Annotated in this window: 23 protein-coding genes and 1 pseudogene; 12 read left to right on the top strand and 12 right to left on the bottom strand. The window is 74.5% G+C overall.

Annotated elements, in window-relative coordinates; translation table 11 throughout:
* Positions 1 to 44 precede the first annotated feature (44 nt).
* From ACZ7JZ_RS20590 to ACZ7JZ_RS20560, 7 genes and pseudogenes are all read right to left on the bottom strand, one after another.
* Positions 45 to 1,670, bottom strand: coding sequence for an alpha/beta hydrolase (locus ACZ7JZ_RS20590; RefSeq protein WP_470941300.1), 1,626 nt, complete (start codon positions 1,668 to 1,670; stop codon positions 45 to 47).
* A 233-nt stretch (positions 1,671 to 1,903) separates the two neighbouring features.
* The gene (locus tag ACZ7JZ_RS20585) at positions 1,904 to 2,707 is read right to left on the bottom strand and encodes an urease accessory protein UreD (protein ID WP_470941157.1); all 804 of its coding nucleotides are present in this window, start codon (positions 2,705 to 2,707) and stop codon (positions 1,904 to 1,906) included.
* Positions 2,704 to 3,414: an urease accessory protein UreG gene (gene ureG, locus ACZ7JZ_RS20580; protein ID WP_470941155.1), complete on the bottom strand. Its 711-nt coding sequence runs from the start codon at positions 3,412 to 3,414 to the stop codon at positions 2,704 to 2,706. Before ureG ends, ACZ7JZ_RS20585 begins: the two co-directional genes overlap by 4 nt.
* 114 nt (positions 3,415 to 3,528) lie before the next feature.
* Positions 3,529 to 4,203, bottom strand: coding sequence for an urease accessory protein UreF (locus ACZ7JZ_RS20575; protein WP_470941153.1), 675 nt, complete (start codon positions 4,201 to 4,203; stop codon positions 3,529 to 3,531).
* 11 nt (positions 4,204 to 4,214) lie between these two features.
* Positions 4,215 to 5,935, bottom strand: a pseudogene (locus ACZ7JZ_RS20570) (urease subunit alpha).
* Positions 5,928 to 6,239, bottom strand: a complete 312-nt coding sequence (locus ACZ7JZ_RS20565; protein ID WP_470941151.1) for an urease subunit beta — start codon at positions 6,237 to 6,239, stop codon at positions 5,928 to 5,930. Before ACZ7JZ_RS20565 ends, ACZ7JZ_RS20570 begins: the two are co-directional and overlap by 8 nt.
* Positions 6,240 to 6,255: 16 nt before the next feature.
* Positions 6,256 to 6,558: an urease subunit gamma gene (locus tag ACZ7JZ_RS20560; RefSeq protein WP_470941149.1), complete on the bottom strand. Its 303-nt coding sequence runs from the start codon at positions 6,556 to 6,558 to the stop codon at positions 6,256 to 6,258.
* A 727-nt stretch (positions 6,559 to 7,285) separates the two neighbouring features.
* On the opposite strand from ACZ7JZ_RS20560, the gene ACZ7JZ_RS20555 reads away from it, so the two are divergent.
* Entirely contained in the window at positions 7,286 to 7,762 is a 477-nt protein-coding gene (locus ACZ7JZ_RS20555) for a C40 family peptidase (RefSeq protein ID WP_470941147.1), read from the top strand.
* A 23-nt stretch (positions 7,763 to 7,785) separates the two neighbouring features.
* Here the strand turns inward: ACZ7JZ_RS20555 and ACZ7JZ_RS20550 are convergent, their stop codons facing one another.
* Complete coding sequence (locus ACZ7JZ_RS20550; protein WP_470941145.1) at positions 7,786 to 8,241, bottom strand: ATP-binding protein; 456 nt, start codon at positions 8,239 to 8,241, stop codon at positions 7,786 to 7,788.
* A gap of 183 nt (positions 8,242 to 8,424) precedes the next feature.
* Here ACZ7JZ_RS20550 and ACZ7JZ_RS20545 point away from each other — a divergent pair, with 183 nt between their 5' ends.
* Together ACZ7JZ_RS20545 and ACZ7JZ_RS20540 are read left to right on the top strand one after the other, a co-directional pair.
* Positions 8,425 to 9,300 carry a helix-turn-helix domain-containing protein gene (locus ACZ7JZ_RS20545; RefSeq protein WP_470941143.1) on the top strand — a complete coding sequence of 292 codons (876 nt, stop codon included), beginning with the start codon at positions 8,425 to 8,427 and terminating at the stop codon, positions 9,298 to 9,300.
* Positions 9,301 to 9,309: 9 nt separating this feature from the next.
* On the top strand, positions 9,310 to 9,606 hold the full coding sequence (locus tag ACZ7JZ_RS20540; protein ID WP_470941141.1) for a DUF397 domain-containing protein: 297 nt from the start codon (positions 9,310 to 9,312) through the stop codon (positions 9,604 to 9,606).
* On the opposite strand, the gene ACZ7JZ_RS20535 is transcribed toward ACZ7JZ_RS20540, so the two are convergent.
* Positions 9,603 to 10,865, bottom strand: a complete 1,263-nt coding sequence (locus ACZ7JZ_RS20535; RefSeq protein WP_470941140.1) for an 8-amino-7-oxononanoate synthase — start codon at positions 10,863 to 10,865, stop codon at positions 9,603 to 9,605. The two genes, ACZ7JZ_RS20540 and ACZ7JZ_RS20535, sit on opposite strands and share 4 nt — an antisense overlap.
* 148 nt (positions 10,866 to 11,013) lie before the next feature.
* Here ACZ7JZ_RS20535 and bioB point away from each other — a divergent pair, with 148 nt between their 5' ends.
* The 4 genes from bioB (at position 11,014) to ACZ7JZ_RS20515 (ending at position 15,144) form a co-directional block, all read left to right on the top strand.
* The gene (gene bioB / locus ACZ7JZ_RS20530) at positions 11,014 to 12,321 is read left to right on the top strand and encodes a biotin synthase BioB (protein WP_470941138.1); all 1,308 of its coding nucleotides are present in this window, start codon (positions 11,014 to 11,016) and stop codon (positions 12,319 to 12,321) included.
* On the top strand, positions 12,314 to 13,618 hold the full coding sequence (locus tag ACZ7JZ_RS20525; protein WP_470941136.1) for an adenosylmethionine--8-amino-7-oxononanoate transaminase: 1,305 nt from the start codon (positions 12,314 to 12,316) through the stop codon (positions 13,616 to 13,618). The genes bioB and ACZ7JZ_RS20525 overlap by 8 nt, the downstream gene beginning before the upstream one ends.
* Before the next feature lie 7 nt (positions 13,619 to 13,625).
* Positions 13,626 to 14,339 (top strand): dethiobiotin synthase, encoded by a 714-nt coding sequence (bioD, locus tag ACZ7JZ_RS20520; protein ID WP_470941134.1) that lies wholly within the window; start codon positions 13,626 to 13,628, stop codon positions 14,337 to 14,339.
* Between the two features lie 121 nt (positions 14,340 to 14,460).
* Positions 14,461 to 15,144 (top strand): class I SAM-dependent methyltransferase, encoded by a 684-nt coding sequence (locus ACZ7JZ_RS20515; RefSeq protein WP_470941132.1) that lies wholly within the window; start codon positions 14,461 to 14,463, stop codon positions 15,142 to 15,144.
* Positions 15,145 to 15,301: 157 nt separating this feature from the next.
* On the opposite strand, the gene ACZ7JZ_RS20510 is transcribed toward ACZ7JZ_RS20515, so the two are convergent.
* Complete coding sequence (locus tag ACZ7JZ_RS20510; protein ID WP_470941130.1) at positions 15,302 to 15,727, bottom strand: GNAT family N-acetyltransferase; 426 nt, start codon at positions 15,725 to 15,727, stop codon at positions 15,302 to 15,304.
* A gap of 114 nt (positions 15,728 to 15,841) precedes the next feature.
* On the opposite strand from ACZ7JZ_RS20510, the gene ACZ7JZ_RS20505 reads away from it, so the two are divergent.
* The 5 genes from ACZ7JZ_RS20505 (at position 15,842) to mug (ending at position 21,195) form a co-directional block, all read left to right on the top strand.
* Positions 15,842 to 17,218 (top strand): hemolysin family protein, encoded by a 1,377-nt coding sequence (locus ACZ7JZ_RS20505; protein ID WP_470941128.1) that lies wholly within the window; start codon positions 15,842 to 15,844, stop codon positions 17,216 to 17,218.
* Complete coding sequence (locus ACZ7JZ_RS20500; RefSeq protein ID WP_470941126.1) at positions 17,215 to 18,234, top strand: hemolysin family protein; 1,020 nt, start codon at positions 17,215 to 17,217, stop codon at positions 18,232 to 18,234. The genes ACZ7JZ_RS20505 and ACZ7JZ_RS20500 overlap by 4 nt, the downstream gene beginning before the upstream one ends.
* 112 nt (positions 18,235 to 18,346) lie before the next feature.
* Complete coding sequence (locus ACZ7JZ_RS20495; RefSeq protein WP_470941124.1) at positions 18,347 to 19,138, top strand: SGNH/GDSL hydrolase family protein; 792 nt, start codon at positions 18,347 to 18,349, stop codon at positions 19,136 to 19,138.
* A 59-nt stretch (positions 19,139 to 19,197) separates the two neighbouring features.
* Positions 19,198 to 20,631 carry an adenylosuccinate lyase gene (purB, locus tag ACZ7JZ_RS20490; protein ID WP_470941122.1) on the top strand — a complete coding sequence of 478 codons (1,434 nt, stop codon included), beginning with the start codon at positions 19,198 to 19,200 and terminating at the stop codon, positions 20,629 to 20,631.
* A gap of 18 nt (positions 20,632 to 20,649) precedes the next feature.
* A complete protein-coding gene (mug, locus tag ACZ7JZ_RS20485; RefSeq protein WP_470941120.1) occupies positions 20,650 to 21,195 on the top strand; it encodes a G/U mismatch-specific DNA glycosylase in 546 nt (181 codons plus the stop codon).
* 140 nt (positions 21,196 to 21,335) lie between these two features.
* Here mug and ACZ7JZ_RS20480 read toward each other — a convergent pair whose 3' ends face one another.
* Positions 21,336 to 22,133, bottom strand: coding sequence for an ABC transporter permease (locus tag ACZ7JZ_RS20480; protein ID WP_470941118.1), 798 nt, complete (start codon positions 22,131 to 22,133; stop codon positions 21,336 to 21,338).
* 3 nt (positions 22,134 to 22,136) lie between these two features.
* Positions 22,137 to 23,084 (bottom strand): ABC transporter ATP-binding protein, encoded by a 948-nt coding sequence (locus ACZ7JZ_RS20475; RefSeq protein ID WP_470941116.1) that lies wholly within the window; start codon positions 23,082 to 23,084, stop codon positions 22,137 to 22,139.
* Between the last annotated feature and the right edge of the window lie 33 nt (positions 23,085 to 23,117).

Raw genomic sequence — 23,117 nt, 5'->3', positions numbered from 1 at the left:
TTCTTCCCGTCCGGTGCGGCCCGCCGCGGTGTGCGGGCCGCGGGTCAGCGCTGCGGGAGCGCCGGCAGGTCGCCGGCCTCGGCGGCCTTCGCCGGGGCCTTCGCGGCGGCGGCCGCGGCGACGGGGGCGGCGTGCGGGGCGCACACCACGTCGCGGGCGTCGACCCTGCCGGTGAGCAGGTAGCGGTCGACGCGGGTGTTGATGCACGCGTTCACGAGGCTGGTGACCCCGTGCGAGCCGGCGTTCTTCTCGGTGATCAGGCGCGAGCCCGCCAGGCGCTTGTGGAGCTCGACGGCGCCCTCGTACGGGGTGGCGGCGTCACGGGTTGCCTGGACGATCAGGACGGGCGGCAGGCCGCGCTTGGCGCCGACCTCGACCGGGGTGTGCTGCTTCGACTTCCAGGTGGCGCAGGGCAGGTTCATCCAGGCGTTGGCCCAGGTCATGAACGGGTAGTCCTTGTGCAGCCGGGTGTTGTCGCGGTCCCAGGTCTTCCAGCTGGTGGGCCACTTGGCGTCGGCGCACTCGACGGCGGTGTAGACGGCGTTGCCGTTCTCCGAGGAGGCGTTGCCCGCGGTGTCGGACATGTCCGGGGAGGCGGCGTCGATGAGCGGCTGGGCGTTGCCCTTGGCGTACTCGCTGAAGATCTGCGCGACCGGGACCCAGGCGCTGTCGTAGTACGGGGCGCTCTGGAAGAAGGAGATGAGCTCGGCGGGGCCGACCGTGCCGCCGAGCGGCCGCTTCTTGGCGGCGGCGCGCAGCTTCAGCCACTGGCGCTCGACCTTGGCGGGGGTGTTGCCGAGGTGGAAGACGGCGTCGTTCTTGGCGACCCACTTCTTCCAGTCGTTCCAGCGCATCTGGAAGGCGACGTCCTGGTCGAGGTTGGCCTCGTACCAGATCTTCTTCTTCGAGGGGTTGACCACGCTGTCGACGATCATGCGGCGCACGTGGTTCGGGAACAGGGTCGCGTACACCCCGCCGATGTAGGTGCCGTACGAGACGCCGAGGAAGTTCAGCTTCTTCTCGCCGAGGGCGGCGCGGATGACGTCGAGGTCGCGCGCGGTGTTCGGGGTGGTCATGTGCGGCAGCATCCAGCCGCTGCGCTTCTGGCACCCGTCGGCGTACGCGGCGGCGAGCTTGCGCTGCACGCGCTTGTCGGCCTCGGTGTCGGGAACCGGGTCCTTCTTCGGCGCCTTGACGAACTCCTGCGGGTCGATGCAGGAGATCGGGGTGGAGTGGCCGACGCCGCGGGGGTCGAAGCCGACGAAGTCGTAGGCCTTGGAGGTGTTGACCCACAGCGGGGCCTTGGTGGTGACCCGGCGCGGGAAGCGCATCCCGGAGCCGCCGGGGCCGCCCGGGTTGTAGACGAGGGCCCCCTGGCGCTCCGCCTTGGTGCCGGTGTTGCCGATGCGGTCCACGGCGAGCTTGATCTGCTTGCCGTTCGGCTTCGCGTAGTCGAGCGGGACCGTCACCCAGCCGCACTGGATGGGGGCTTCGAGGCCCCAGTCGGCGGGACAGGTCTTCCAGGCGATGCCCTTGCGGGCGGCGCGGGCGGCCGCGATGGCCGTGCCGCGGGCCTCGGAGGTGCTCTGGCCGCTGGTCCCCGCGGCGCTCGTCGGGGCGGCGGCCGCGGTCGGGGCGATCACGGCCCCGGCGATGAGCGTGCCCGCCATCAGAGTGCCGGCTCCGCCGAGCACTGCTGTGCGTATCACGAAATATCCCCCTGCGTCATGGACGGCCGGTGACGGCCCTTTTCGGTCTGACTGCAGAGGGATCCTTTCTCCTGAGAGGTCCCTGACAACAGGGTGCCGCCCGGTTCTTTACCAAGCCGATAACCGGATGATCATGCACGGTGAGCGGTACGGGGCTCCCGGGGGCCGTCCCACTCGAGTCGCCGAGGCCGCGTTCAGCGGGTGCCCGGGCCGCCCTGCGGGGCGTAGGTGCGGCAGGCCTCGTCGAGGAGGGCGCGCAGTCGCAGGGCGTCCGGGGCCACGGCCGTGACCAGCACTGCGGGCCCTGCGAGCGGGACGGCCGCGGCGTACTCCCCCAGCAGCCGGGCCTCGGGGGGCGCGGACGCGAACGCGGGCTCCACGACGAGGAGCTGACCGACGGCCCGGTGTCCGGCCAGGACCGCGGGGCCGTCCCAGCCGGCGGGTGCCCCGGGCCCGCAGGACAGCTCCTGGTCCAGCAGCGGGCGGCCCCCGCGGCGTACCGACAGGCGGCTGCGGAGCAGGCCGGGCTCCTCGCCGTGGCGTCCGAGCACCTGCTCCTCGCGCAGCACCAGCCGGGCGGTGGGGGCGAGTTCGGCGGTGGTGAGCACGTGCAGGTCGCTGCCGCGCACGGAGACGAGGGGTTCGGGCAGCCAGTGCAGGCGGGCCCCGTCGGACACGGTCAGGCGGACCTCGTAGCGGGCGGGGGCCCCGCAGCGGCCGGGCAGGGCGAGGGTGGCCGCGGCCGAGTCCACCGCGAGGACGGCCCCGGGCCCGGCCTCCGCCTCGACGGCGATCCGGTCCCCGCCGAGCGGCGCGCTCATCGCCCCGACGAGGGTGACCCGGGCGCCGGGCCCGCGGGTGCGGGTGCGGCGCAGGGCGACGGGTCCGGATCCGGCGAGCACCGGCAGGTCGGTACCGCCCCGGCCGTCGGCCCGCGCCAGGATCCGGGCCCGGGCGCGGACCCCGGCGGGGGCGGTGTCCGCCGCGGGAGGGGTCACGGGCGGGCCGCCGACCAGGCGGCGATCCGGGCCCGGATCCAGTCAGCGACGGGGGCCGCGCCCGGCCCGTCCCCGCCCGCGCGCAGGGACTGGAAGAGCACCGGCAGCTCCCCGCGCTGCTCGCGCGCGTCGCGGGCCATGCGCGCGAGGTCGGAGCCGACGTGCCCGGCCAGGTCGGTCTTGTTGACGACCAGGAGGTCCGCGGTGGTCACCCCGGGGCCGCCCTTGCGCGGGATGTCGTCGCCTCCGGCCACGTCGATGACGAAGATCTGCGCGTCGACCAGGCCCCGGGAGAAGGTGGCGGTCAGGTTGTCGCCCCCGGATTCGACCAGCACCAGGTCCAGCGGATGGGTCTCGCGGAAGGCCTCCTCCAGGTCCTCCACGGCCTCCAGGTTGGCGGAGATGTCGTCGCGGATCGCGGTGTGCGGGCAGGCACCGGTCTCCACCGCCGCGATCCGCTCGGGCGGCAGGACCGCCTCGCGCAGCAGGAACTCCGCGTCCTCGCGGGTGTAGATGTCGTTGGTGACCACGGCGAGGGAGTACTCGCTGCGCAGGGCCCGGCACAGGGCGGCGACGGTGGCGGTCTTGCCGGAGCCCACCGGCCCGCCGAGTCCGACGCGCAGGGCCCGGCGGCTGCCGTCCGCGCGCAGGGGGGCCGCGCTGTGGGTGTGGCGCTGGGGGAAGGCGACGGCGTGGTCGAGGTGCACGGGGTTCTCCCTCGGGTCGGGGTGCGGGGCGGGCTTCGGTCGGGCGGGGCGGCCGGTCAGGTGGGATCCGGTCGGTTGCCGGGCGGGCTCCGGGCGGGTGCCGGCCGGCCGGGGTCAGGAGGCGAAGAGGCGTACGGGCCAGCGGGCGTGCTGTTCGGCGGTGAGGTCGAGCAGCGGGGCGCCCGCGGCGGGCAGCGCGCCGGTGCCCTCGCGCCGGGCGCGCAGCGCGGCCGCCACGGCGCGGTCGGCCGTCTCGTCGAGGGCGGGGGCGAGGCGGGCGAGTACGGCGGCGGACTCGAAGGGGTCGAGGCCCAGCAGCCGTACGGTGGCGGTGGCCGGTCCGCCGACGCTCTCGTACGCGGCCGCGTGGGCGGCGTCGGAGGGGCCGAGCCCGGCGGACCGGGCGGCCAGCCCGAGCACCACGGGCTGGTGGGCACCGCGCGGGAACTGCGCCGCCAGCGCGTCGAGTCCGGGTGCGGGCCAGACCGCGCGGGCGGCCCGCAGGAGCTGGCGGCCGAGTCTGCGGGAGGCGGCGCGCAGGGCGGGCGAGGGGGTGCGGGCGTCGGCGGCGGCGTCGAGTTCCGCCGGGTCCAGTCCGGCGGCGGCCGCCGCGGCGAGGGCGGCGGCGACCAGTCCGGCCGTGTGGAGCCGGCCGCGGCAGAACTCCTCCAGTGCGGCGGCGTCGGTGATCCGGCCGGCCCGGACGGCGGACTCGGCGCCCCCGGAGTGGGCGTGGCCGCCGGCCGGGAAGCGGCCGTCGGCGAGCAGGAGCAGGGCGGAGCGGCTCATCCTGGGACCCCTCAGAAGAGGAAGTAGCGCTGGGCCATGGGCAGTTCGGCGGCGGGTGCGGGTTCGACCGGTTCCCCGTCGATGGTGACGGTGAAGGTGTCGGCGTCGACTTCGACCCGGGGCCGGGCGTCGTTCTCGCGCATGTCCGCCTTCGTCAGCCGCCGCGTGCCGTCGATGGCGCGGAACTCCTTGCCGAGGGCCAGGCGTTCGGGGAGTCCGTCCTCCAGGGCCGCGGGGGCGCAGAGGTTGAACGAATTGTGGGCCGGGGCCCGCCCGTGGGCACCGAACATGGGCCGGGGCAGGACGGGTTGGGGGGTGGGGATCGAGGCGTTGGCGTCGCCCATCTGCGCGTACGCGATCTGGCCGCCCTTGAGGACCAGCAGCGGTTTCACCCCGAAGAAGGCGGGCTCCCACAGCACCAGGTCCGCGAGCTTGCCGGTTTCGACGGAGCCGATCTCGCGGGCGAGGCCCTGGGCCACGGCCGGGTTGATCGTGTACTTGGCGACGTACCGGCGGGCCCGGTGGTTGTCGGCGCGGCCGTCCCCGGGCAGGGGGCCGCGGCGCTTCTTCATCACGTGGGCGGTCTGCCAGGTCCGCAGGACCACCTCCCCTATGCGGCCCATGGCCTGGGAGTCGGAGGAGATGATCGAGATGGCGCCGAGGTCGTGGAGGACGTCCTCGGCGGCGATGGTGGCGGGCCGGATCCGGGATTCGGCGAAGGCGAGGTCCTCGGGGACGGCCGGGTTGAGGTGGTGGCAGACCATCAGCATGTCGAGGTGCTCCTCGACGGTGTTGAGGGTGTGCGGCCGGGTGGGGTTGGTGGAGCTGGGCAGCACGTTGGCCTCGGAGACCACGGTGATGATGTCGGGCGCGTGCCCGCCGCCGGCCCCTTCGGTGTGGTACGCGTGGATGGTGCGCCCGGCGATGGCGGCGAGGGTGTCGCCGACGAACCCGGCCTCGTTGAGGGTGTCGGTGTGGACGGCGAGCTGGGCGCCGCTCTCCTCGCAGACGCCGAGGCAGGCGTCGATGGCGGCGGGGGTCGCCCCCCAGTCCTCGTGGATCTTGAACCCGAGTGCGCCGCCGCGCAGTTGGGAGTGCATGGCCTCGCGGGAGGTGGTGTTGCCCTTGCCCAGCAGCCCGATGTTGACCGGGTGGGAGTCCAGGGCGGCGAACATCCGGGCCAGGTGCCAGGGGCCGGGGGTGATGGTGGTGGCCTTGGTGCCCTCGGCGGGTCCGGTGCCCCCGCCGACCAGGGTGGTGACCCCGGAGGCGAGTGCGGTGTCGAGGAGGGTCGGGGAGATGAAGTGGACGTGGGCGTCCACGGCCCCGGCGGTGAGGATCCGGCCGTTGCCCGCGATGACCTCCGTCTCGGGCCGATGACGAGGGCGGGTGCGATGCCGTCCATGGTGTCGGGGTTGCCGGCCTTGCCGATGCCGGCGATGCGGCCGTCGCGCAGGGCGACGTCGGCCTTGACGATCCCCCAGTGGTCGAGGATCACGACCCCGGTGATGACGGTGTCGGCGGCGCCCTCGGCCCGGGTGGTGCGGGCCTGGCCCATGGATTCGCGGATCACCTTGCCCCCGCCGAAGACGGCCTCGTCGCCGGCCCGGCCGGGGCCGCCGCTGAGGTCCTCCTCGATCTCGACGAGCAGGTCGGTGTCGGCGAGCCGGATCCGGTCCCCCGTGGTGGGGCCGAACAGGTCGGCGTACTCCTCACGGGTGAGCTCAGCCATCGAGGGGTCCTCCGGTCTCCCCGCGCAGCCCGGGGACGGTTCGGGTCCCGGCGAGCGGTACGAGCTCCACGGCCACCGGGATGCCGGGCTCGAAGCGGACGGCGGTGCCGGCGGCGACGGCGAGGCGAAGGCCACGGGCGGCGGCCCGGTCGAAGTCGAGCCCGGGGTTGGCCTCGGCGAAGTGGTAGTGGGAGCCGACCTGCACGGGCCGGTCGGCGGTGTTGAGGACGGTGAGCCGGGTGACGGGCCGCCCCTCGTTGAGGGGGATGCCGCCTTCGGGGTGCAGGATCTCGCCGGGGATCATCGGGCGCACCGTCCTTTCAGAGGATGGGGTCGTGGACGGTGACGAGCTTGGTGCCGTCGGGGAAGGTGGCCTCGACCTGCACGTCGCGGATCATCTCGGGGATCCCCGCCACGACCTCCGCGCGGGTGAGCACGGTGCGGCCCGAGGCCATCAGCTCGGCCACCGTGCGCCCGTCGCGGGCGCCTTCGAGGATGTGCGCGGTGATGAGCGCGACGGATTCGGGGTGGTTGAGGAGCACCCCCCGGGCCCGGCGCCGCTCGGCCACGTCGGCGGCGACATGGACGAGCAGGCGCTCCTGTTCGTGCGGGGTCAGCTGCACGGTCCCACCTCACTGTCGGCTCGGCGAAGCAACGGGCTCCGCACGTTAGGCCGCCCGCTTTTCCGTGGCGTTAACCCGTGTTTCGGGCAGGGCACGGGTTCGGCGGACGGGCGGCGCGGACGGCCGGTCCGTATACGGGGGCGACCCCCGGGCGAGCACGGAGAGTACGCAGTGCGATACCCGGGGTCACATCGGGCCGGGGCGCGGCGAGTTGCCGGCGGTCCGCGGGGCCCTGCGGGTGTCGACACGGCGGCGAATCACCTCACCCATTCGGCGTAGCGCAGACGTGGGCCGCCCGTGCCCCGGGTTGCGCACTGCGGAGGTTGAGCACGGCTGGTGCGCAGGGCTTCACTGCAGGTGGATGATTTTCAGCCGCCCTCAAACGTGGTGCGAATCACCCTTCAACCGCCAAATGGTTCAAGAGTGATGAGGCTCACAAAACAGTGAATCAGTTTAGTTTGCGGGCAGTTCATGGGTCAGGATCCCTGGGACGACAAGCCCCCGCCGCCGCGGCGGGGCGGTCCGGGCGGACGCCGAGTCCTGCCGCCTCACCCGGACGACTGGTCGACAGGAGTGCACCGGCAGGAGTGGAGGACCCAGGCAGTACGGAGCGCCGGCGGTGACGCCTGCGCGCTCCTCGGGGTGAAGCCGCTGCGGCGGCCGGGCGAACTTCGCAGGCCCGAACCCGACAGGTCATCCTTCACAGGCGGCTGACGAAGGGTTGCGCATGTCCGCGCTGAAGAACGTTCCGTCTGTCATGTCCCGAGCGGGTGCCACGTCGGTGCTCACGCTCGCCGTGGTCGGGGGCACCGTCCTGGTCCCCGGCGCCGGCTCGGAGGCGCAGGCGGCGACGTCCCACGCCACGAAGGCCCTCCAGGTGGCCGCGTCCAAGAAGGGGTCCCCGTACAAGTGGGGGGCCGCCGGCCCGTCCCGGTTCGACTGCTCGGGGCTGACGCTCTACTCGTACAAGCGCGCAGGCAAGACGCTGCCCCGCACGGCGGCCCAGCAGTACAACAAGACCCGCCACATCTCCGCGGGCGACCGGCAGAAGGGCGACCTGGTCTTCTTCCACTCCCGCGGCTCCGTCTACCACGTGGGCATATACGCGGGCTCCGGCAAGATCTGGCACTCCCCCAAGGCCGGCTCCACGGTCAAGCTGGAGAAGATCTGGACCGGCAGCGTCAAGTACGGGCGCGTCCGGTAGGTCCCGGGCGGGGACACGGGCCCTCAGCAGCTCTGTTCGGCGGTCGTCGCGGGTGCGGCGGCCGCCGTCCACGGCAGGGCGATCCAGACCGTCTTGCCGCCCTCCTCGGTGGGGGTCACCGAGAGCCTGCCGCCCGCCTCGACGGCGAGCCAGCGGATGATGACCATCCCGCGGCCGTTGTCCTGCTGCACCGCGGCGGGCAGCCGCCGCGGCCACCTCGGGTGGCTGTCGGTCACCCCGATGCGCAGCAGCTCCTCGCGCTCCAGCCTGAGGTCCACCGTGAAGGTGGGCGACTGGCCGAAGGTGTGCTGGACGGCGTTGGTGGCCAGTTCGGACACGATCAGGCGGACCGAGTCGGCCGTCCCGTGGTCCTCGGGCAGTCCCCAACCGCTCAGTACGCCGGCCGCGTACCTCCGGGCGAGGGCGACCGAGGCGGGCTCGCTCGGCAGAGTGACGGATGCTTCCTGGTGGTCTGCCATGGCGACGGTGTCCCTTTCCCACGTACGTCGAGCCAGACTGCCACTGCCCGCCCGGCCGATGCGGGCGTTCCCCCAAGATCTGCATATATCTGTCGCCCGAAGCGGTGAACTCTGCTACGGAAGAGCGTATTTGGACGCGATACCGGCAGACTGGCGCAGCGAGTGCCGGGGAAGGAGACGGGCATGCAGCACGGCCCCGCGGTGCGTCGGCGGCAGCTGGGGGAGGAACTGCGCGCGCTGCGCGACCGTTCCGGGCTCACGAGCGGCGAGACGGCCCGGCTGCTCGGCTGGCACCAGTCGAAAGTCAGCCGGATCGAGACCGGGCGCAGTGGCGTGAAACCGGAGGACGTACGGCTGCTGCTGGACGCCTACGGGGTCGCCGGCGAGGGGGAGCGGGCCCTGCTGGAGGCCCTGGCCGCCTCCGCCGCGAACGCCGGGGCGAGCGCGGGCCGCGAGCGGCAGTGGTGGCACGAGTACCGGGGGCTGCTCCCGCAGGAGTACCGCGATTTCATCAGCCTGGAGGCCGGGGCCCGGGCGGCGCGGACGGTGGAGCTCTCCGTGGTACCGGGACTGCTCCAGACCGCGGGCTACGCACGGGCGGTGACCAGGGCGGCCCTCGCCGGGCTCCCCGGTCCGAAGGTGGAGGCGCTGGTCGACGTACGGCTGGCCCGGCAGTCGGTGCTGCGGGCGGAGCCTCCGCTGGAGCTGAGCGCAGTGCTCGACGAGGCGGTGCTGCGGCGGCAGATCGGCGGTCCGGGGGTGATGGCCGAGCAGCTGCGGCACCTGGTGGAGGTGGCGCGCCTGCCCCATGTGCGTCTCCAGGTACTGCCGTTCAGCATGGGGGGTCATCTCGGCCTCACCGGGCCTTTCGTCATCTTCTCATTTCCGAACATCGCTGATCTGGACGTGGTTGTTCTCGACCATTTGACGAGTAGCCTCTATCTGGAGCGGAAGGAAGACCTCGAGGCCTACGGCGCCGCTTTCCGTACCATCCAGGCGCACGCCCTCCCGCCCCAAGACTCGTCGGATCTCATCAGCCGGATCGCTGACGGCGTGTAAGGAGGCACCATGTCCGCAACCCCCTTATCAACCGGCGGACTTCAGAACGGCGCACCGACCGACCCCCGGCAGGAACCGCACGCACTGCTCGACGGCGCGCAGTGGCGGCGCAGCACCCGGAGCACCGGCATGAACAACTGCGTCGAGGCGGCGGTCCTCGGCGGCGGCCTGCTGGCCGTCCGCGACTCCAAACGGGTCTCCGGCCCGGCCCTGCTCTTCACGGGAGGCGCCTGGGGAGGGTTCCTGGACTCCCTCGGCTCCCCCGGCTCCCCCTGCTCCAGGCGCTCCCCGGAGGAGTCCGCCTAGACCGCCCGGTCCGGCCGGCCGGCCGCGGGCGCGGTCCGCAGGACCGTGGCGACGGCGCGGTCGATCTCGTCCCCCGTGAGATCGGCCCGCGCGGTCAGCCGCAGCCGGGAGATGCCGTCCGGTACGGACGGCGGCCGGAAGCACCCGACGGACAGGCCCGCCTCGCGGCAGTCGGCGGCCCAGCGCAGTGCCGCCGAGGGCGAGGGGGCCCGTACCGACACCACCGCCGCGTCCGGCCTGGCAGCCGTCAGGCCGGCCGCGGTCAGCCGCCCGTACAGTTCGGCGGCGACCTCCCGGGCCCGCGCGGCCCGCTCCGGTTCCCGCTGCAGCAGCCGCAGGCTGCCCAGGGCCGCGCCGGCGGCCGCGGGCGCGAGCCCGGTGTCGAAGATGAAGCTGCGGGCGGTGTTGACCAGGTGCCGGATCACCTTGGCCGGGCCGAGCACGGCCCCGCCCTGGCTGCCCAGGGACTTGGAGAGGGTCAGGGTGGCCACGACCCCGGGGGCCCCGGCCAGGCCGGCCGCGTGGAGGGCGCCGCGCCCGCCCTCGCCCAGGACGCCCAGGCCGTGCGCGTCGTCGACGAGCAGGGCGGCCCCGTACGCGCGGCAGGCGGCGGCGTACCCGGCCAGCGGGGCCGCGTCCCCGTCCACGGAGAAGACCGAGTCGCTCACCACCAGGGCCCGGCCGCCGTGCCCGGCGAGGGTCTTGCGGACGGCCTCCGGGTCGGAGTGCGGGACGACCGCGGTCTCGGCGCGCGCGAGGCGGCAGCCGTCGACGATGGAGGCGTGGTTGGCCGCGTCGGAGACCACCAGCGAGCCGCGGCCGCCGAGCGCGGTGACGGCGGCGAGGTTGGCCGCGTACCCGGAGGACAGCACGAGCGCGGCCTCGAACCCGCAGAACGCGGCCAGTTCGGCCTCCAGCTCCGCGTGCAGCGCCGTACTGCCGGTCACCAGGCGGGAGCCGGTGGCGCCGGCGCCCCAGCGGCGCGCGGCGTCCACGGCGGCGGCGACGGTCACGGGGTGCCGGGACAGGCCCAGGTAGTCGTTGCTCGCGAGGTCGAGCAGGCGCGGCTGCGCGGCGCCCTCCGCGGGTTCGGCCTCGCGCGGGCGCAGGGTCCGCACCAGTCCGGCCCGCTCGCGCGCCCGCTCCTCGCCGTCGATCCAGGCGAACACGTCCGCGGCGGCCGCCCCGGCCGCTTCCCGGTCCGGGCCCCCGGCGGGGCGCGCTCCGGCGGGCGGGTGCGGGAGTGCTTCCTGAGGCATCGGCGGGGTCCTCGCGTTTTGTCGGCTGTCCACAGACCCTAACCCTCCGTGTTCCCTCCGGTGGTGTGGTGATGCACACACCCCTCTCCGGGGAACTTGTAGCTTCCCTCCTTGGCCGACGGCGGTGCCGTGCGCCAGGATCAGCCCCATGGACCTGCTGAACACCCTGGTGGACAAGGGGCTGCGGCGCGAGCTGCCGACCCGTGAAGAGGCGCTCGCCGTACTGGCGACCTCCGACGACGACCTGCTCGACGTGGTGGCCGCGGCCGGCAAGGTGCGCCGCCACTGGTTCGGGCGCCGGGTCAAGCTCAACTACCTCGTGAACCTCAAGTCCGGGTTGTGCCCCGAGGACTGCTCGTACTGCTCCCAGCGGCTGGGCTCGAAGGCCGAGATCCTCAAGTACACCTGGCTGAAGCCCGAGGAGGCCTCGCAGGCCGCCGCCGCGGGCGTGGCCGGCGGCGCCAAGCGCGTCTGCCTGGTCGCGAGCGGCCGCGGTCCGACGGACCGGGACGTGGACCGGGTCTCGAAGACCATCGAGGCGATCAAGGACCAGAACGAGGGCGTCGAGGTGTGCGCCTGCCTCGGCCTGCTGTCCGACGGCCAGGCGGAGAAGCTGCGCGAGGCGGGTGCCGACGCGTACAACCACAACCTCAACACCTCCGAGGCCACGTACGGCCAGATCACCAAGACCCACACCTACGCCGACCGCGTGGACACCGTCCAGAAGGCGCACGCCGCGGGGCTGTCGGCCTGCTCCGGTCTGATCGCGGGCATGGGCGAGAGCGACGGGGACCTCGTCGACGTCGTGTACTCGCTGCGCGACCTGGACCCGGACTCGGTGCCGGTCAACTTCCTCATCCCCTTCGAGGGCACGCCGCTGGCCAAGGAGTGGAACCTCACCCCGCAGCGCGCCCTGCGGATCCTCGCGATGGTCCGGTTCGTCTGCCCCGACGTCGAGGTCCGGCTCGCGGGCGGCCGCGAGGTGCACCTGCGCACCCTCCAGCCGCTGGCCCTGCACCTGGCCAACTCGATCTTCCTCGGCGACTACCTGACCAGCGAGGGGCAGGCCGGCCAGGCCGACCTGGACATGATCGCGGACGCCGGCTTCGAGGTGGAGGGCGCCGGTACGACGACCCTGCCGAAGCACCGCTCCGAGGCCGCCGCCGACGCGGCCGCCGGTGCCCCGGCGGGCGGCGGCTGCGGTTCGCACGGCGGCGCCTCGCTCTGCGGCCCGAAGGCCGAAGCGGGCTGCGGCTCGGGCTGCGGCGGCTGCGGCGGGCACGAGGCGCCCGCGGCGGGCGCTGCTGCCGGCGGCTGCGGAGGCGCGGCGGCTCCGGTTCCGGCGGCGGCTGCGGAGGCGGAGGCCGGTGCGCAGGCCGCTCCGGGCGAGGTGCGCCCCGAGCTGGTCTCCGTACGGCGCCGGGGTGCGGGAACGGACCTCGCGCCGAATGCCTGAGCCCCTCTCCACGGCCCGGCTGCTCGACCTGGACCGCCGGCACGTCTGGCACCCGTACGGTCCGATGCCCGGACGCCAGGAGCCCCTCGTGGTCTCCTCGGCGTCCGGGGTGCGGCTGCGGCTCGCCGAACCGGCCGAGGGCCGCAGCGAGTTGGTGGACGGCATGTCCTCCTGGTGGTCGGCCGTCCACGGCTACAACCACCCGGTGCTCAACGGGGCCGTCCAGGGGCAGCTGGAGCGGATGAGCCACGTCATGTTCGGCGGGCTCACCCACGAGCCCGCCGTCCGGCTCGCCTCCCGGCTGGTCGAGATCACCCCGGCCGGGCTGGAGCACGTCTTCCTCGCGGACTCGGGGTCGGTGGCGGTCGAGGTCGCCGTCAAGATGTGCCTGCAGTACTGGCGCTCCGTCGGCCGCGCGGGCAAGACCCGGCTGATGACCTGGCGCGGCGGCTACCACGGGGACACCTGGCAGCCGATGGCGGTCTGCGACCCCGACGGCGGGATGCACGACCTGTGGCAGGGCCACCTGCCGCGCCAGGTGTTCGCCGACGCCCCGCCGGCCGGCTTCGACGCGGCACCGGACCCCGCGTACGTGGCGCACCTGCGCGCGCTGGTGGCCGCGCACGCGCACGAACTCGCCGCGGTCATCGTCGAACCGGTGGTCCAGGGCGCCGGGGGGATGCGCTTCCACTCCCCCGCCTACCTGACCGTGCTGCGCGAACTGTGCGACGAGTACGACGTCCTGCTCGTCCTCGACGAGATCGCGACCGGGTTCGGGCGCACCGGCGCCCTGTTCGCCGCGGACCACGCGGGGATCACCCCGGACGTCATGTGCCTGGGCAAGTCCCTGACGGGCGGCTACCTGACCATGGCGGCCGCCCTGTGCACCGGGCGGGTGGCCGACGGGATCTCGCAGGGCGAGGTGCCCGTGCTCGCCCACGGCCCGACCTTCATGGGCAATCCGCTCGCGGCCGCGGTCGCGAACGCCTCGATCGACCTGCTCCTCGGCCAGGACTGGGCCCTGGAGGTCAAGCGGATCGAGGCCGGGCTGCGCGAGGGGCTGGCCCCGGCGGCGCAGCTGCCGGGCGTCAGGGAGGTACGGGTGCTGGGGGCCATCGGCGTGGTGCAGCTCGACCACCCGGTGGACATGGCCGCCGCCACCCGGGCGGCGGTGCGCGAGGGCGTGTGGCTGCGGCCCTTCCGCGACCTGATCTACACGATGCCGCCGTACGTGACGGGTGACGCCGACGTGGCGCGGATCGGCCGGGCCGTGTGCGCGGCCGCACGGGAGGGGTGAGCGTCCCATGGGCGTGATGGTGGTGTCCGGGACGGGCACGGAGATCGGCAAGACGGTGGTCACCGCGGCGCTCGCCGCGGTGGCGCTGGCGGCCGGCCGGACGGTGGCCGTCCTCAAGCCGGCCCAGACGGGCGTGGCCCCGGACGAGCCCGGGGACGTCGCGGAGGTCGCCCGGCTCGCGGGCGCCGTGACCGGGCTCGAACTGGCCCGCTACCCCGAGCCGCTGGCCCCCGAGCGGGCCGCGGCCCGGTCCGGGCTGGCGACGGTCGGGCCCGGGGAGGTGGCCGCCGCCGCGCGGAAGCTGGCGGCGGAGCACGACCTGGTGCTCGTCGAGGGGGCGGGCGGACTGCTCGTGCGCTTCGACCCGGAGGGCAGCTCGCTGGCCGACGCGGCCCGGCTGCTCGGCGCCCCGGTGCTGGTGGTGGCCCCGGCGGGGCTCGGCACCCTCAACTCCGCGCAGCTGACGGCCGAGGCGCTGCGGGCCCGCGGGATCTCCCAGGCGGGGGTGGTCGTGGGCAGCTGGCCCGCGGCACCCGACCTGGCCGCGCGCTGCAACCTGGCCGATCTGCCCCTGGTGTCGGGCGTCCCGCTGCTGGGCGCCGTACCCGAGGGGGCGGGCGGGCTCGCCCCCGGCGCCTTCCGGGAGGCCGCGGCCTCCTGGCTGGCGCCGGCGCTGGGCGGCGGCTGGTCGGCGGAGGAGTTCCTGGCCTCCTGGGGGTGAGTACGGCGGCCCCGGGGCGGCCTGGTCGGGGCCGGTTCCGCGCGTTCCGCGCGTCGAGGGGTGAGCGGGGGCGGCGGGGGGAGACTGGGGGTACGCGTACGTCCGCTCGAGGAGGTCCGTCATGCCCCTGCGATCCCGCGGAACACGGGTGCGGGCGCCGCAGAACGCCGTGCACCACCCGCTGTTCGCCCGGTTCTACGCCCGTATGAGCGTCCAGGCGGACGCGCACGGCGGGGTCGGCGCCCTGCGGCACGAGCTGCTCACGGGGCTGTCCGGCCGGATCGTCGAGATCGGGGCGGGCAACGGTCTGAACTTCGCGCACTACCCCGCGGCCGTGGCGGAGGTCGTGGCCGTCGAACCCGAGCCCACCCTGCGCCGGCTCGCCCTGAGCGCCGCGCTGCGCTCCGAGGTGCCGGTGGACGTGGTGCCGGGCGCCGCCGAGGCCCTGCCGCTCAAGAGCGAGGCCTTCGACGGCGCGGTGTGCTCCCTGGTCCTGTGCACGGTCCGCGACCTGCCCCGGTCGCTGGCCGAGATCCGGCGGGTCCTGCGCCCGGGCGGCGAGCTGCGCTTCTTCGAGCACGGGCTGGCGCCCGGCCCGGCGATGGCCGCCGTCCAGCGGGGCCTGGACCGGACGGTGTGGCCGCGGGCCTTCGGCGGGTGCCACACCGCACGGGACACGCTGGCCGCGATCGAGGCGGCCGGTTTCGAGATCACGGCCCAGCGGGGCCTGCGGGTGCCGCAGCGCGGGCCCGCACTCCCGAACTCGTACTGCGTCATCGGCGCGGCGCGACGACCGCGAACCTGACCCCCGGGTGGCGGGCCGGCCGGGGCAGGGGCCGCCGGGGGGCGACGGACCTGACCCCCGGGTGGCCGGCTGGGCGGGGCCGTGGCCGGGGCCGCCGGGGGGCGACCTGCCCGACCCGCCCGCCTCACCGGTCCCGGGTGCCCGCCCGTCCCGCCCCTCAGGCCTCGAGCGGCTTGACCCAGCGGGTCCACTGCTCCTGCGGCCGGTAGCCCGCGGCCTCCCAGGCCCGGTGGGCGGACTCGTTGCGGTCGAGCACCATCGCGTCCCCGCGGCGCCCGCCGAGGCCGGCGAAGCGCTGCTCCGCGGCAGCCAGCAGGGCCTTCGCCACCCCCTGCCGCCGGTGCCCGGGGTGCACCGCGAGCCGGTACAGGTGGCAGCGCCAGCCGTCGAAACCCGCGATCACCGTGCCCACCAGCTCCCCGCCCCGCTCGGCCAGCAGCAGGGCGCCGGGGTCCCGGGCGACCAGCGCCGTCACCCCCGCGAGGTCGTCGCTGATGCTCGTACCCTCCGCGGCGGTCCGCCAGAAGCCGAGGACGGTGTCCAGCTCGCCGGGTGCCGCCGGTCTGATCTCAAGATCGCTCATGGGACCATCCCAGCACCCGGCCCGACCGGGGTCGAACGGGTTTCACGGAGCGGACGGGAGCCGACGCCGCGCACCGGACCGGCCTCTGACCGATCATGGGACGGAGGTGAACCGATGACCGAAGTGCTCCTGCTCCTCCTGGCGCTGCTGCTCTGCCTTGCCTGCGGGGTGTTCGTCGCGGCGGAGTTCTCGCTGACGACCATCGAGCGCGGCGAGCTCGAAGAGGCCGCGGCGCGGGGCGACCGGGGGGCCGCGAGCGCCCTGTCCGCCGTGCGCAGCCTGACCTTCCAGCTCTCCGGGGCCCAGCTCGGCATCACCGTCACGGGCCTGGTGATCGGCATGATCTCCAAGCCCTCGATCGCCGCCCTGCTCCAGGGGCCCTTCGAGGCCGCGGGGCTGTCCGCGGAGGCCGCCTCGTCGACCGCCCTGGTGCTGGGCACCGCGCTGTCCACCGTCGTGCTGATGGTGGTGGGCGAGCTGGTGCCGAAGAACTGGGCGATCTCCTCCCCGCTCGCCGTGGCCCGGCGCGTGGCGACCGCGCAGCGGGTGTTCAGCGGCGCGTTCCGGCCGCTGATCGGGCACCTGAACACCACGGCGAACCACATGGTGCGCCGGCTGGGCATGGAACCGGCCGAGGAGCTGGCCTCCGCGCGGACCGCGCAGGAGCTGGTCGCACTGGCCCGGCACTCGGCCCGGGCGGGCGCGCTGGAGAGCGACACGGCCGAGCTGTTCGTCCGTACGCTCAACCTCGCGGACCTGACCGCGGAGAACGTGATGACCCCGCGGGTGCAGGTCACGGCCCTGGACGTGCACACCACGGCCGAGGACGTCGCGAACGCCACCCAGGCCACCGGCCTGTCCCGCTTCCCCGTCTACCGGGGCAGCCTGGACTCGGTGGTCGGGACGGTGCACATCAAGGACGTCCTGGCGCTGCCCGCCGAGGAGCGGCACCGCCATCCGGTGTCCCAGCTGCTGCGCGAGCCGCTGCTCGTGCCCGAGTCCCTGACCGTGGACCGGCTGCTGGACCGGCTGTCGGGCCGCCAGACCATGGCCGTGGTGATCGACGAGTACGGCGGCACGGCCGGGGTGGCCACGCTGGAGGACATCGTGGAGGAGGTCGTGGGCGAGGTCCGCGACGAGCACGACCCGCACGAGACCCCGGACCTGGCGCCCGCGGGCACGGACGCGCTCGGGCGCGGGCTGTACTCCGCGGACGGAGCCGCGCGCACCGACCAGCTGCGGCGGATCGGGCTGCGGGTGCCGGACGGGCCGTACGAGACCCTGGCCGGGCTGGTGGCCACCCGGCTGGGGCGGATCCCGGCCGTGGGCGACAGCCTGGAGCTGGACGGCTGGCGGCTGGACGTCGTGGACTCCTCGGGGCGGCGGGCGGCACGGGTGCTGCTGCACATGCCGGACGGGGAGGGCACAGCGGGGGCAGCGGGCGCAGGTGGGGCAGAGGGCGGGGCGCCTGGGGGCGGAGGGGTCGGATGACCGCGGTACAGCTGCTGATCGGCCTGGCGACCCTGATCGTCAACGCCTTCTTCGTCGGGGCGGAATTCGCGCTGATCTCGGTGCGGCGCAGCCAGGTCGAGCCGTACGCCGAGCAGGGCGACCGGCGGGCCCGCAGCGTGCTGTGGGGGCTGGAGCACGTGTCGGCGCTGATGGCGGCGGCGCAGCTCGGCATCACCCTGTGCACGCTGGTGCTGGGCGTGGTGGCGGAGCCGGCCATCGCGCACCTGCTGGAGCCGCTGTTCGACGCCGCGGGGGTGCCGGACGGGCTGACGCACGCGATCTCCTTCGTGGTGGCGCTGTCGCTGGCCACGTACCTGCACATGCTCTTCGGCGAGATGGTGCCGAAGAACGTGGCCCTGGCGGAGCCGGTGCGCACGGCGCTGGCCCTGGGTCCGCCGCTGGTGGCCCTGACCCGGGCGCTGAAGCCGGTGATCTTCGCGATCAACGCCTTCGCGAACATGCTGCTGCGGCTGCTGCGGGTGGAGGTCAGGGACGAGGTGGCGGCCACCTTCTCGGACGACGAGCTGGCGCGGATGGTCAAGGACTCCAGTGATGCGGGGCTGATCGACGACCGGGCGAGCGAGCGGCTGCACGATGCGCTGGAGCTGGGCCGCCGCCCGGTGACCGACGTGGTGCTGCCGGCGGAACGGGTGGTGACGGCCCGGGAGGGGGTCACCCCGGCGGTGCTGGAGCGGCTGTCGGCGGAGTCGGGGTACTCCCGCTTCCCGGTGGTGGACGCGGACCGCCGGATCCTCGGCTACCTGCACGTGAAGGACGCGCTGGACGCCCCGGACCGGGAGGCGCCGTTCCCGATGTCGGAGCTGCGGCAGATCGCGCAGGTACGGGCGGACACCCCGCTGGACGACGTGCTGACCGCCATGCGGCGCAGCCGCACGCACCTGGCGGCCGTACGCGGGGCGGACGGGGCGCTGGCGGGCCTGGTGACCATGGAGGACGTGCTGCGGGAGCTCTTCGGGAACCCCGCCTCGGCCTGAGTGGCGGCCCGGTGGCGTCCCCGGGCGGGCCCTGGGCGCACCCGGACCCCGCACGGGCATCTCCCGGGCGCCCGGGACACCGGGGCCAACTGCGCGGTAACATCGCTCCGCCATGGAGATGAATGCGTCGTACACCAGTTTTGTCGCGGTCGGGGACTCCTTCACCGAGGGAATGTCCGACCGCCTGCCCGACGGCTCCTACCGCGGCTGGGCGGACCTCCTCGCCGCCCGCCTCGCGGCCCGCACCCCCGGGTTCCGGTACGCGAACCTGGCCGTGCGCGGGAAGCTGATCGGGCAGATCGTCGACGAGCAGGTGGACGTCGCGGCAGCCATGAAGCCCGATGTGATCACCCTGGTCGGCGGGCTGAACGACACGCTCCGGCCCACGTGCGACATGGGCCGGGTGCGTGGGCTGCTGGAGCAGGCCGTCGAGCGGCTCTCCCCCGCCTGCGGTCAGCTGGTGCTGATGCGCTCCCCGGGCCGCCGCGGTCCGGTCCTGGACCGCTTCCGGCCGCGGATGGAGGAGCTCTTCGCGCTCGTGGACGAGCTGGGCGGCCGGTACGGCGCCCTCGTGGTCGACCTGTACGGGGCTCCCGCGCTCGGCGACCCGCGGATGTGGGACGTGGACCGGCTGCACCTGACCGCCGAGGGCCACCGCCGGGTGGCCGAGGCGGTCTGGCAGGGTCTGGAGCTTCCCCCGGAGGAGGACTGGCGGGCCGTCCTGCCGCCCACGGCGCCCCCGCGCTGGCCGTCCCGGCGCGCGGAGGACCTCCGCTTCGCCCGCCAGCACCTGCTCCCCTGGATCGGCCGCCGCCTGTCGAAGCGCTCCTCGGGCGACGGGCTGCCGGCCAAGAGGCCGGAGCTGCTGCCCCTGGACGCACCGGCCTCCCCGCCGCTCTCGTAGATAGCCACAAGCAGGGCCGGGGCGCTGGCCTGCGCGAACCGACAGTAGAATCCGTTTACGTGACAGCCAAGCCCCGCATCCCCAATGTCCTGGCCGGCCGCTACGCCTCCGCGGAGCTCGCCGTCCTGTGGTCCCCCGAGTACAAGGTGACGCTGGAGCGTCGGCTGTGGCTCGCCGTCCTGCGCGCCCAGAAGGACCTCGGCATCGAGGTCCCGGACGCCGCGCTCGCCGACTACGAGCGCGTGCTCGACCAGGTCGACCTGGCCTCCATCGCCGAGCGCGAGAAGGTCACCCGGCACGACGTGAAGGCCCGGATCGAGGAGTTCAACGCCCTCGCCGGCCACGAGCACGTCCACAAGGGCATGACCTCCCGGGACCTCACCGAGAACGTCGAGCAGCTCCAGATCCGGCTCTCCCTCGAACTGGTCCGGGACCGCTCGGTCGCCGTCCTGGCCCGCCTCGCCAAGCTCTCCGGCGAGTACGCCGAGCTGGTCGTGGCCGGCCGCTCCCACAACGTCGCGGCGCAGGCCACGACCCTGGGCAAGCGCTTCGCGACCGCCGCGGACGAGCTGCTGGTGGCCTACGGCCGCCTGGAGGACCTCCTGGGCCGCTACCCGCTGCGCGGGATCAAGGGCCCGGTCGGCACCTCGCAGGACATGCTCGACCTGCTCGGCGGGGACACCGCCAAGCTCGCGGAGCTGGAGCAGCGGATCGCCGCCCACCTGGGCTTCGCGCACGCGTTCACCTCCGTCGGCCAGGTCTACCCCCGGTCGCTCGACTACGACGTGGTCACCGCCCTGGTGCAGCTGGCGGCGGCCCCCTCCTCCATCGCCAAGACGATCCGCCTGATGGCGGGCCACGAGCTGGTCACCGAGGGCTTCAAGCCCGGCCAGGTCGGCTCCTCGGCGATGCCGCACAAGATGAACACCCGCTCCTGCGAGCGCGTGAACGGCCTGATGGTCATCCTGCGCGGGTACGCCTCCATGACCGGCGAGCTCGCCGGCGACCAGTGGAACGAGGGCGACGTGTCCTGCTCCGTGGTCCGCCGCGTGGCCCTGCCGGACGCCTTCTTCGCCTTCGACGGCCTGCTGGAGACCTTCCTCACCGTCCTCGACGAGTTCGGCGCCTTCCCGGCGGTCGTGGCCCGCGAGCTCGACCGCTACCTGCCCTTCCTGGCCACCACCAAGGTCCTCATGGGCGCCGTCCGCGCCGGTGTGGGCCGCGAGGTCGCCCACGAGGTCATCAAGGAGCACGCCGTGGCCTCCGCCCTGGCCATGCGCGAGCAGGGCGCGGAGCGCAACGAGCTGCTGGACAAGCTGGCCGCCGACGGGCGCATCCCGCTGGACCGGGCCGCGCTCGACGCCCTGATGGCGGACAAGCTCTCCTTCACCGGCGCGGCGGGCGACCAGGTCGCCACCGTCGTCTCCCGGATCGAGGAGATCGCCAAGCAGCACCCGGAGGCCGCCGGGTACGCGCCGGGGTCGATCCTCTGATCCCGGGATGACCGCCGCATGACCCCCGAAGAAGCAGCCGCCGCCCGTGGCCTCGTCCTCCCGGACGTGGTCGCGGGCGGTCTGCGCGTGCTCTTCTGCGGGATCAACCCGGGCCTCCTCTCCGCCGCGACGGGCCACCACTTCGCCCGCCCCGGCAACCGCTTCTGGCCGGTGCTCCACCTCTCGGGCTTCACCCCGCGCCGACTGGCCCCCGCCGAGCAGGAGGAACTGCTCGCCTACCGGCTCGGCATCACCAACGTCGTCGCCCGCGCCACGGCCCGCGCCGACGAGCTGACCCCGGAGGAGTTCCGCGAGGGCGGGCGCATCCTCACGGAGAAGGTGGAGCGGCTGCGCCCCGAATGGCTCGCCGTGGTCGGCGTGACCGCCTACCGCACGGCCTTCGGCGAGCGCACCGCCCGGATCGGCCCCCAGGAGCGGATGATCGGCGCCACCCGGATCTGGGCCCTGCCGAACCCGAGCGGCCTCAACGCCCACTGGACGGCCGAGTCCATGGCCGAGGAGTACGGCCGGCTGCGCGCCGCCGCAGCGGGTCCGCGCCCGTGACCGCCGAGCGCAGCAGACGGGGCTGCGTCCGGCCCCACTGCGCGGCGTACAGCACCACCCGGCGGCCCCCGTCCCGCCCCAGGTGCACGCGGTCCGGGACCCCGCGCGGCTCGTAGCGGAGCTGCGGAACCGCTCCGCCGTCACGCGTCCCTGCGCCGGATCCCCGCCCAGCCGGCCAGCAGCGCCGCGCCCGCCCACAGGGCCAGTACGCCCATGCCCTCCCAGGGGCCCAGGGAGCCCGGCGGCACCTGGTGGAGCACCACCTGCCCGGCGCGGTCGGGCAGGTACTGCGCCGCTCCCCCGGCCACGCTCCCGATCACGAACGGCACGATCAGCAGCAGGGGTATGAGCAGGGACAGGACCGCGGCCCCGCTGCGCAGCAGCGCGGTCAGCCCGGCGGCGAGCAGGGAGACCAGGGCGAGGTAGGGCCCGCAGCCCACGACGGCGCGCAGGACGCCCGGGTCGCCGGCGCCGAGGGCGTACGGGCCCGTGAAGGCCTGCCCCGTGAGGAAGGCGGCCGCGGCCGTGACCAGGCCCGCGGCCAGGGAGGCGGCGGCGATGACGGCCGTCTTCGACAGGTAGAACAGGGTGCGGTCGGGCACGGCGGCGAGGCTGGTGCGCAGGGCGCCGTTGTGGAACTCCGTGGCGAAGGCGCCCACCCCGAAGGAAAGGGCGGCTATCTGCCCGAAGTTGACCCCGTAGAAGGCGAAGAAGAGGCGGTCGGCGCCCGGTTCGGACACCTCCTCCTGCCCCACCGTGGCCCCGACGAGCGCGGTGATGCCGACGGTGGTGAGGAACACGGCGAGCAGCGAGCCGAACGTGCTCCGCACGGAGCGTATCTTGATCCACTCCGCGTGCAGGACGGGCAGCGCGGACCGGGCGGTGCGGGGCGGGCGGACGGCCGGGGCGGCGGGGACGGCGGCGGTGCGGGCGGACATGGCTCAGGCCTCCTGCGGGCTGGCGGTCAAAGGGCCGGTGGGGGTGGCGGACGCGAACGGGGTGTCGGCGGCGGTGAGGTCGAGGTAGGCCTGTTCCAGCGAGGCCCTCTCGTCGGTCAGTTCCAGCACGGGGACGCCCTCGCGGGCGGCCAGGGCGCCTATCTCCTCCGCGCGGACCCCCTCGACGCTCCAGCGGCCGCCGCCGGCCTCGTCCAGCCGCCGCCCGGTCCGGGCGAGCGCGGCGCGCAGCCGCTCGGGGTCGGTGGTGCGCACCCGGACCCGCGGGGCGCTGCGGGACTCGATGAACTCCTGCATCGGCAGATCGGCCAGCAGCCGGCCCCGGCCGAGGACCACCAGGTGGTCGGCGGTGTCGGCGGTCTCGGCCATGAGGTGGCTGGACACGAGCACCGTGCGCCCCTCGGCGGCCAGTCGGCGCATCAGCTCCCGGATCCACACCATGCCCTCGGGGTCGAGCCCGTTGGCCGGCTCGTCGAGTATGAGGACCCCGGGGTCGCCGAGGAGGGCCCCCGCTATGCCCAGCCGCTGGCGCATCCCGAGCGAGAAGGTCTTGATCCTGCGCCCGGCCGCCGGGGCGATCCCGGTCTCCTCCAGGACCTCCGCCACCCGCCGGGCCGGGATGCCGTTGCTCACGGCGAGGGCCCGGAGGTGGTCCCGGGCCGTCCGGGAGCCGTGGGCGGACTGCGGGTCGAGGAGGGCGCCGACCTCGCGCAGGGGCTGCGCGCATCCGGTGTACGAACGGCCGCCTACGGCCGCCGTGCCCGACGTCGGCCGGTCCAGGCCCAGGACGAGCCGCATCGTGGTGGACTTCCCGGCCCCGTTGGGCCCGAGGAATCCGGTGACCCGGCCCGGGAGGACGTCGAAGGTGAGCCCGTCCACGGCGCGGTTCCTGCCGTATTCCTTGGTGAGTTCGCGGATCTCGATGCTGTTCATGGCCCCAGCCTCGCCGCCGGACCCCCTCCCCCT

Source organism: Streptomyces sp. NPDC038213 (genome assembly GCF_055600495.1).
The sequence above is the reverse complement of the archived record's forward strand: the minus strand, read 5'-3'. Positions and strand labels throughout refer to the sequence as shown.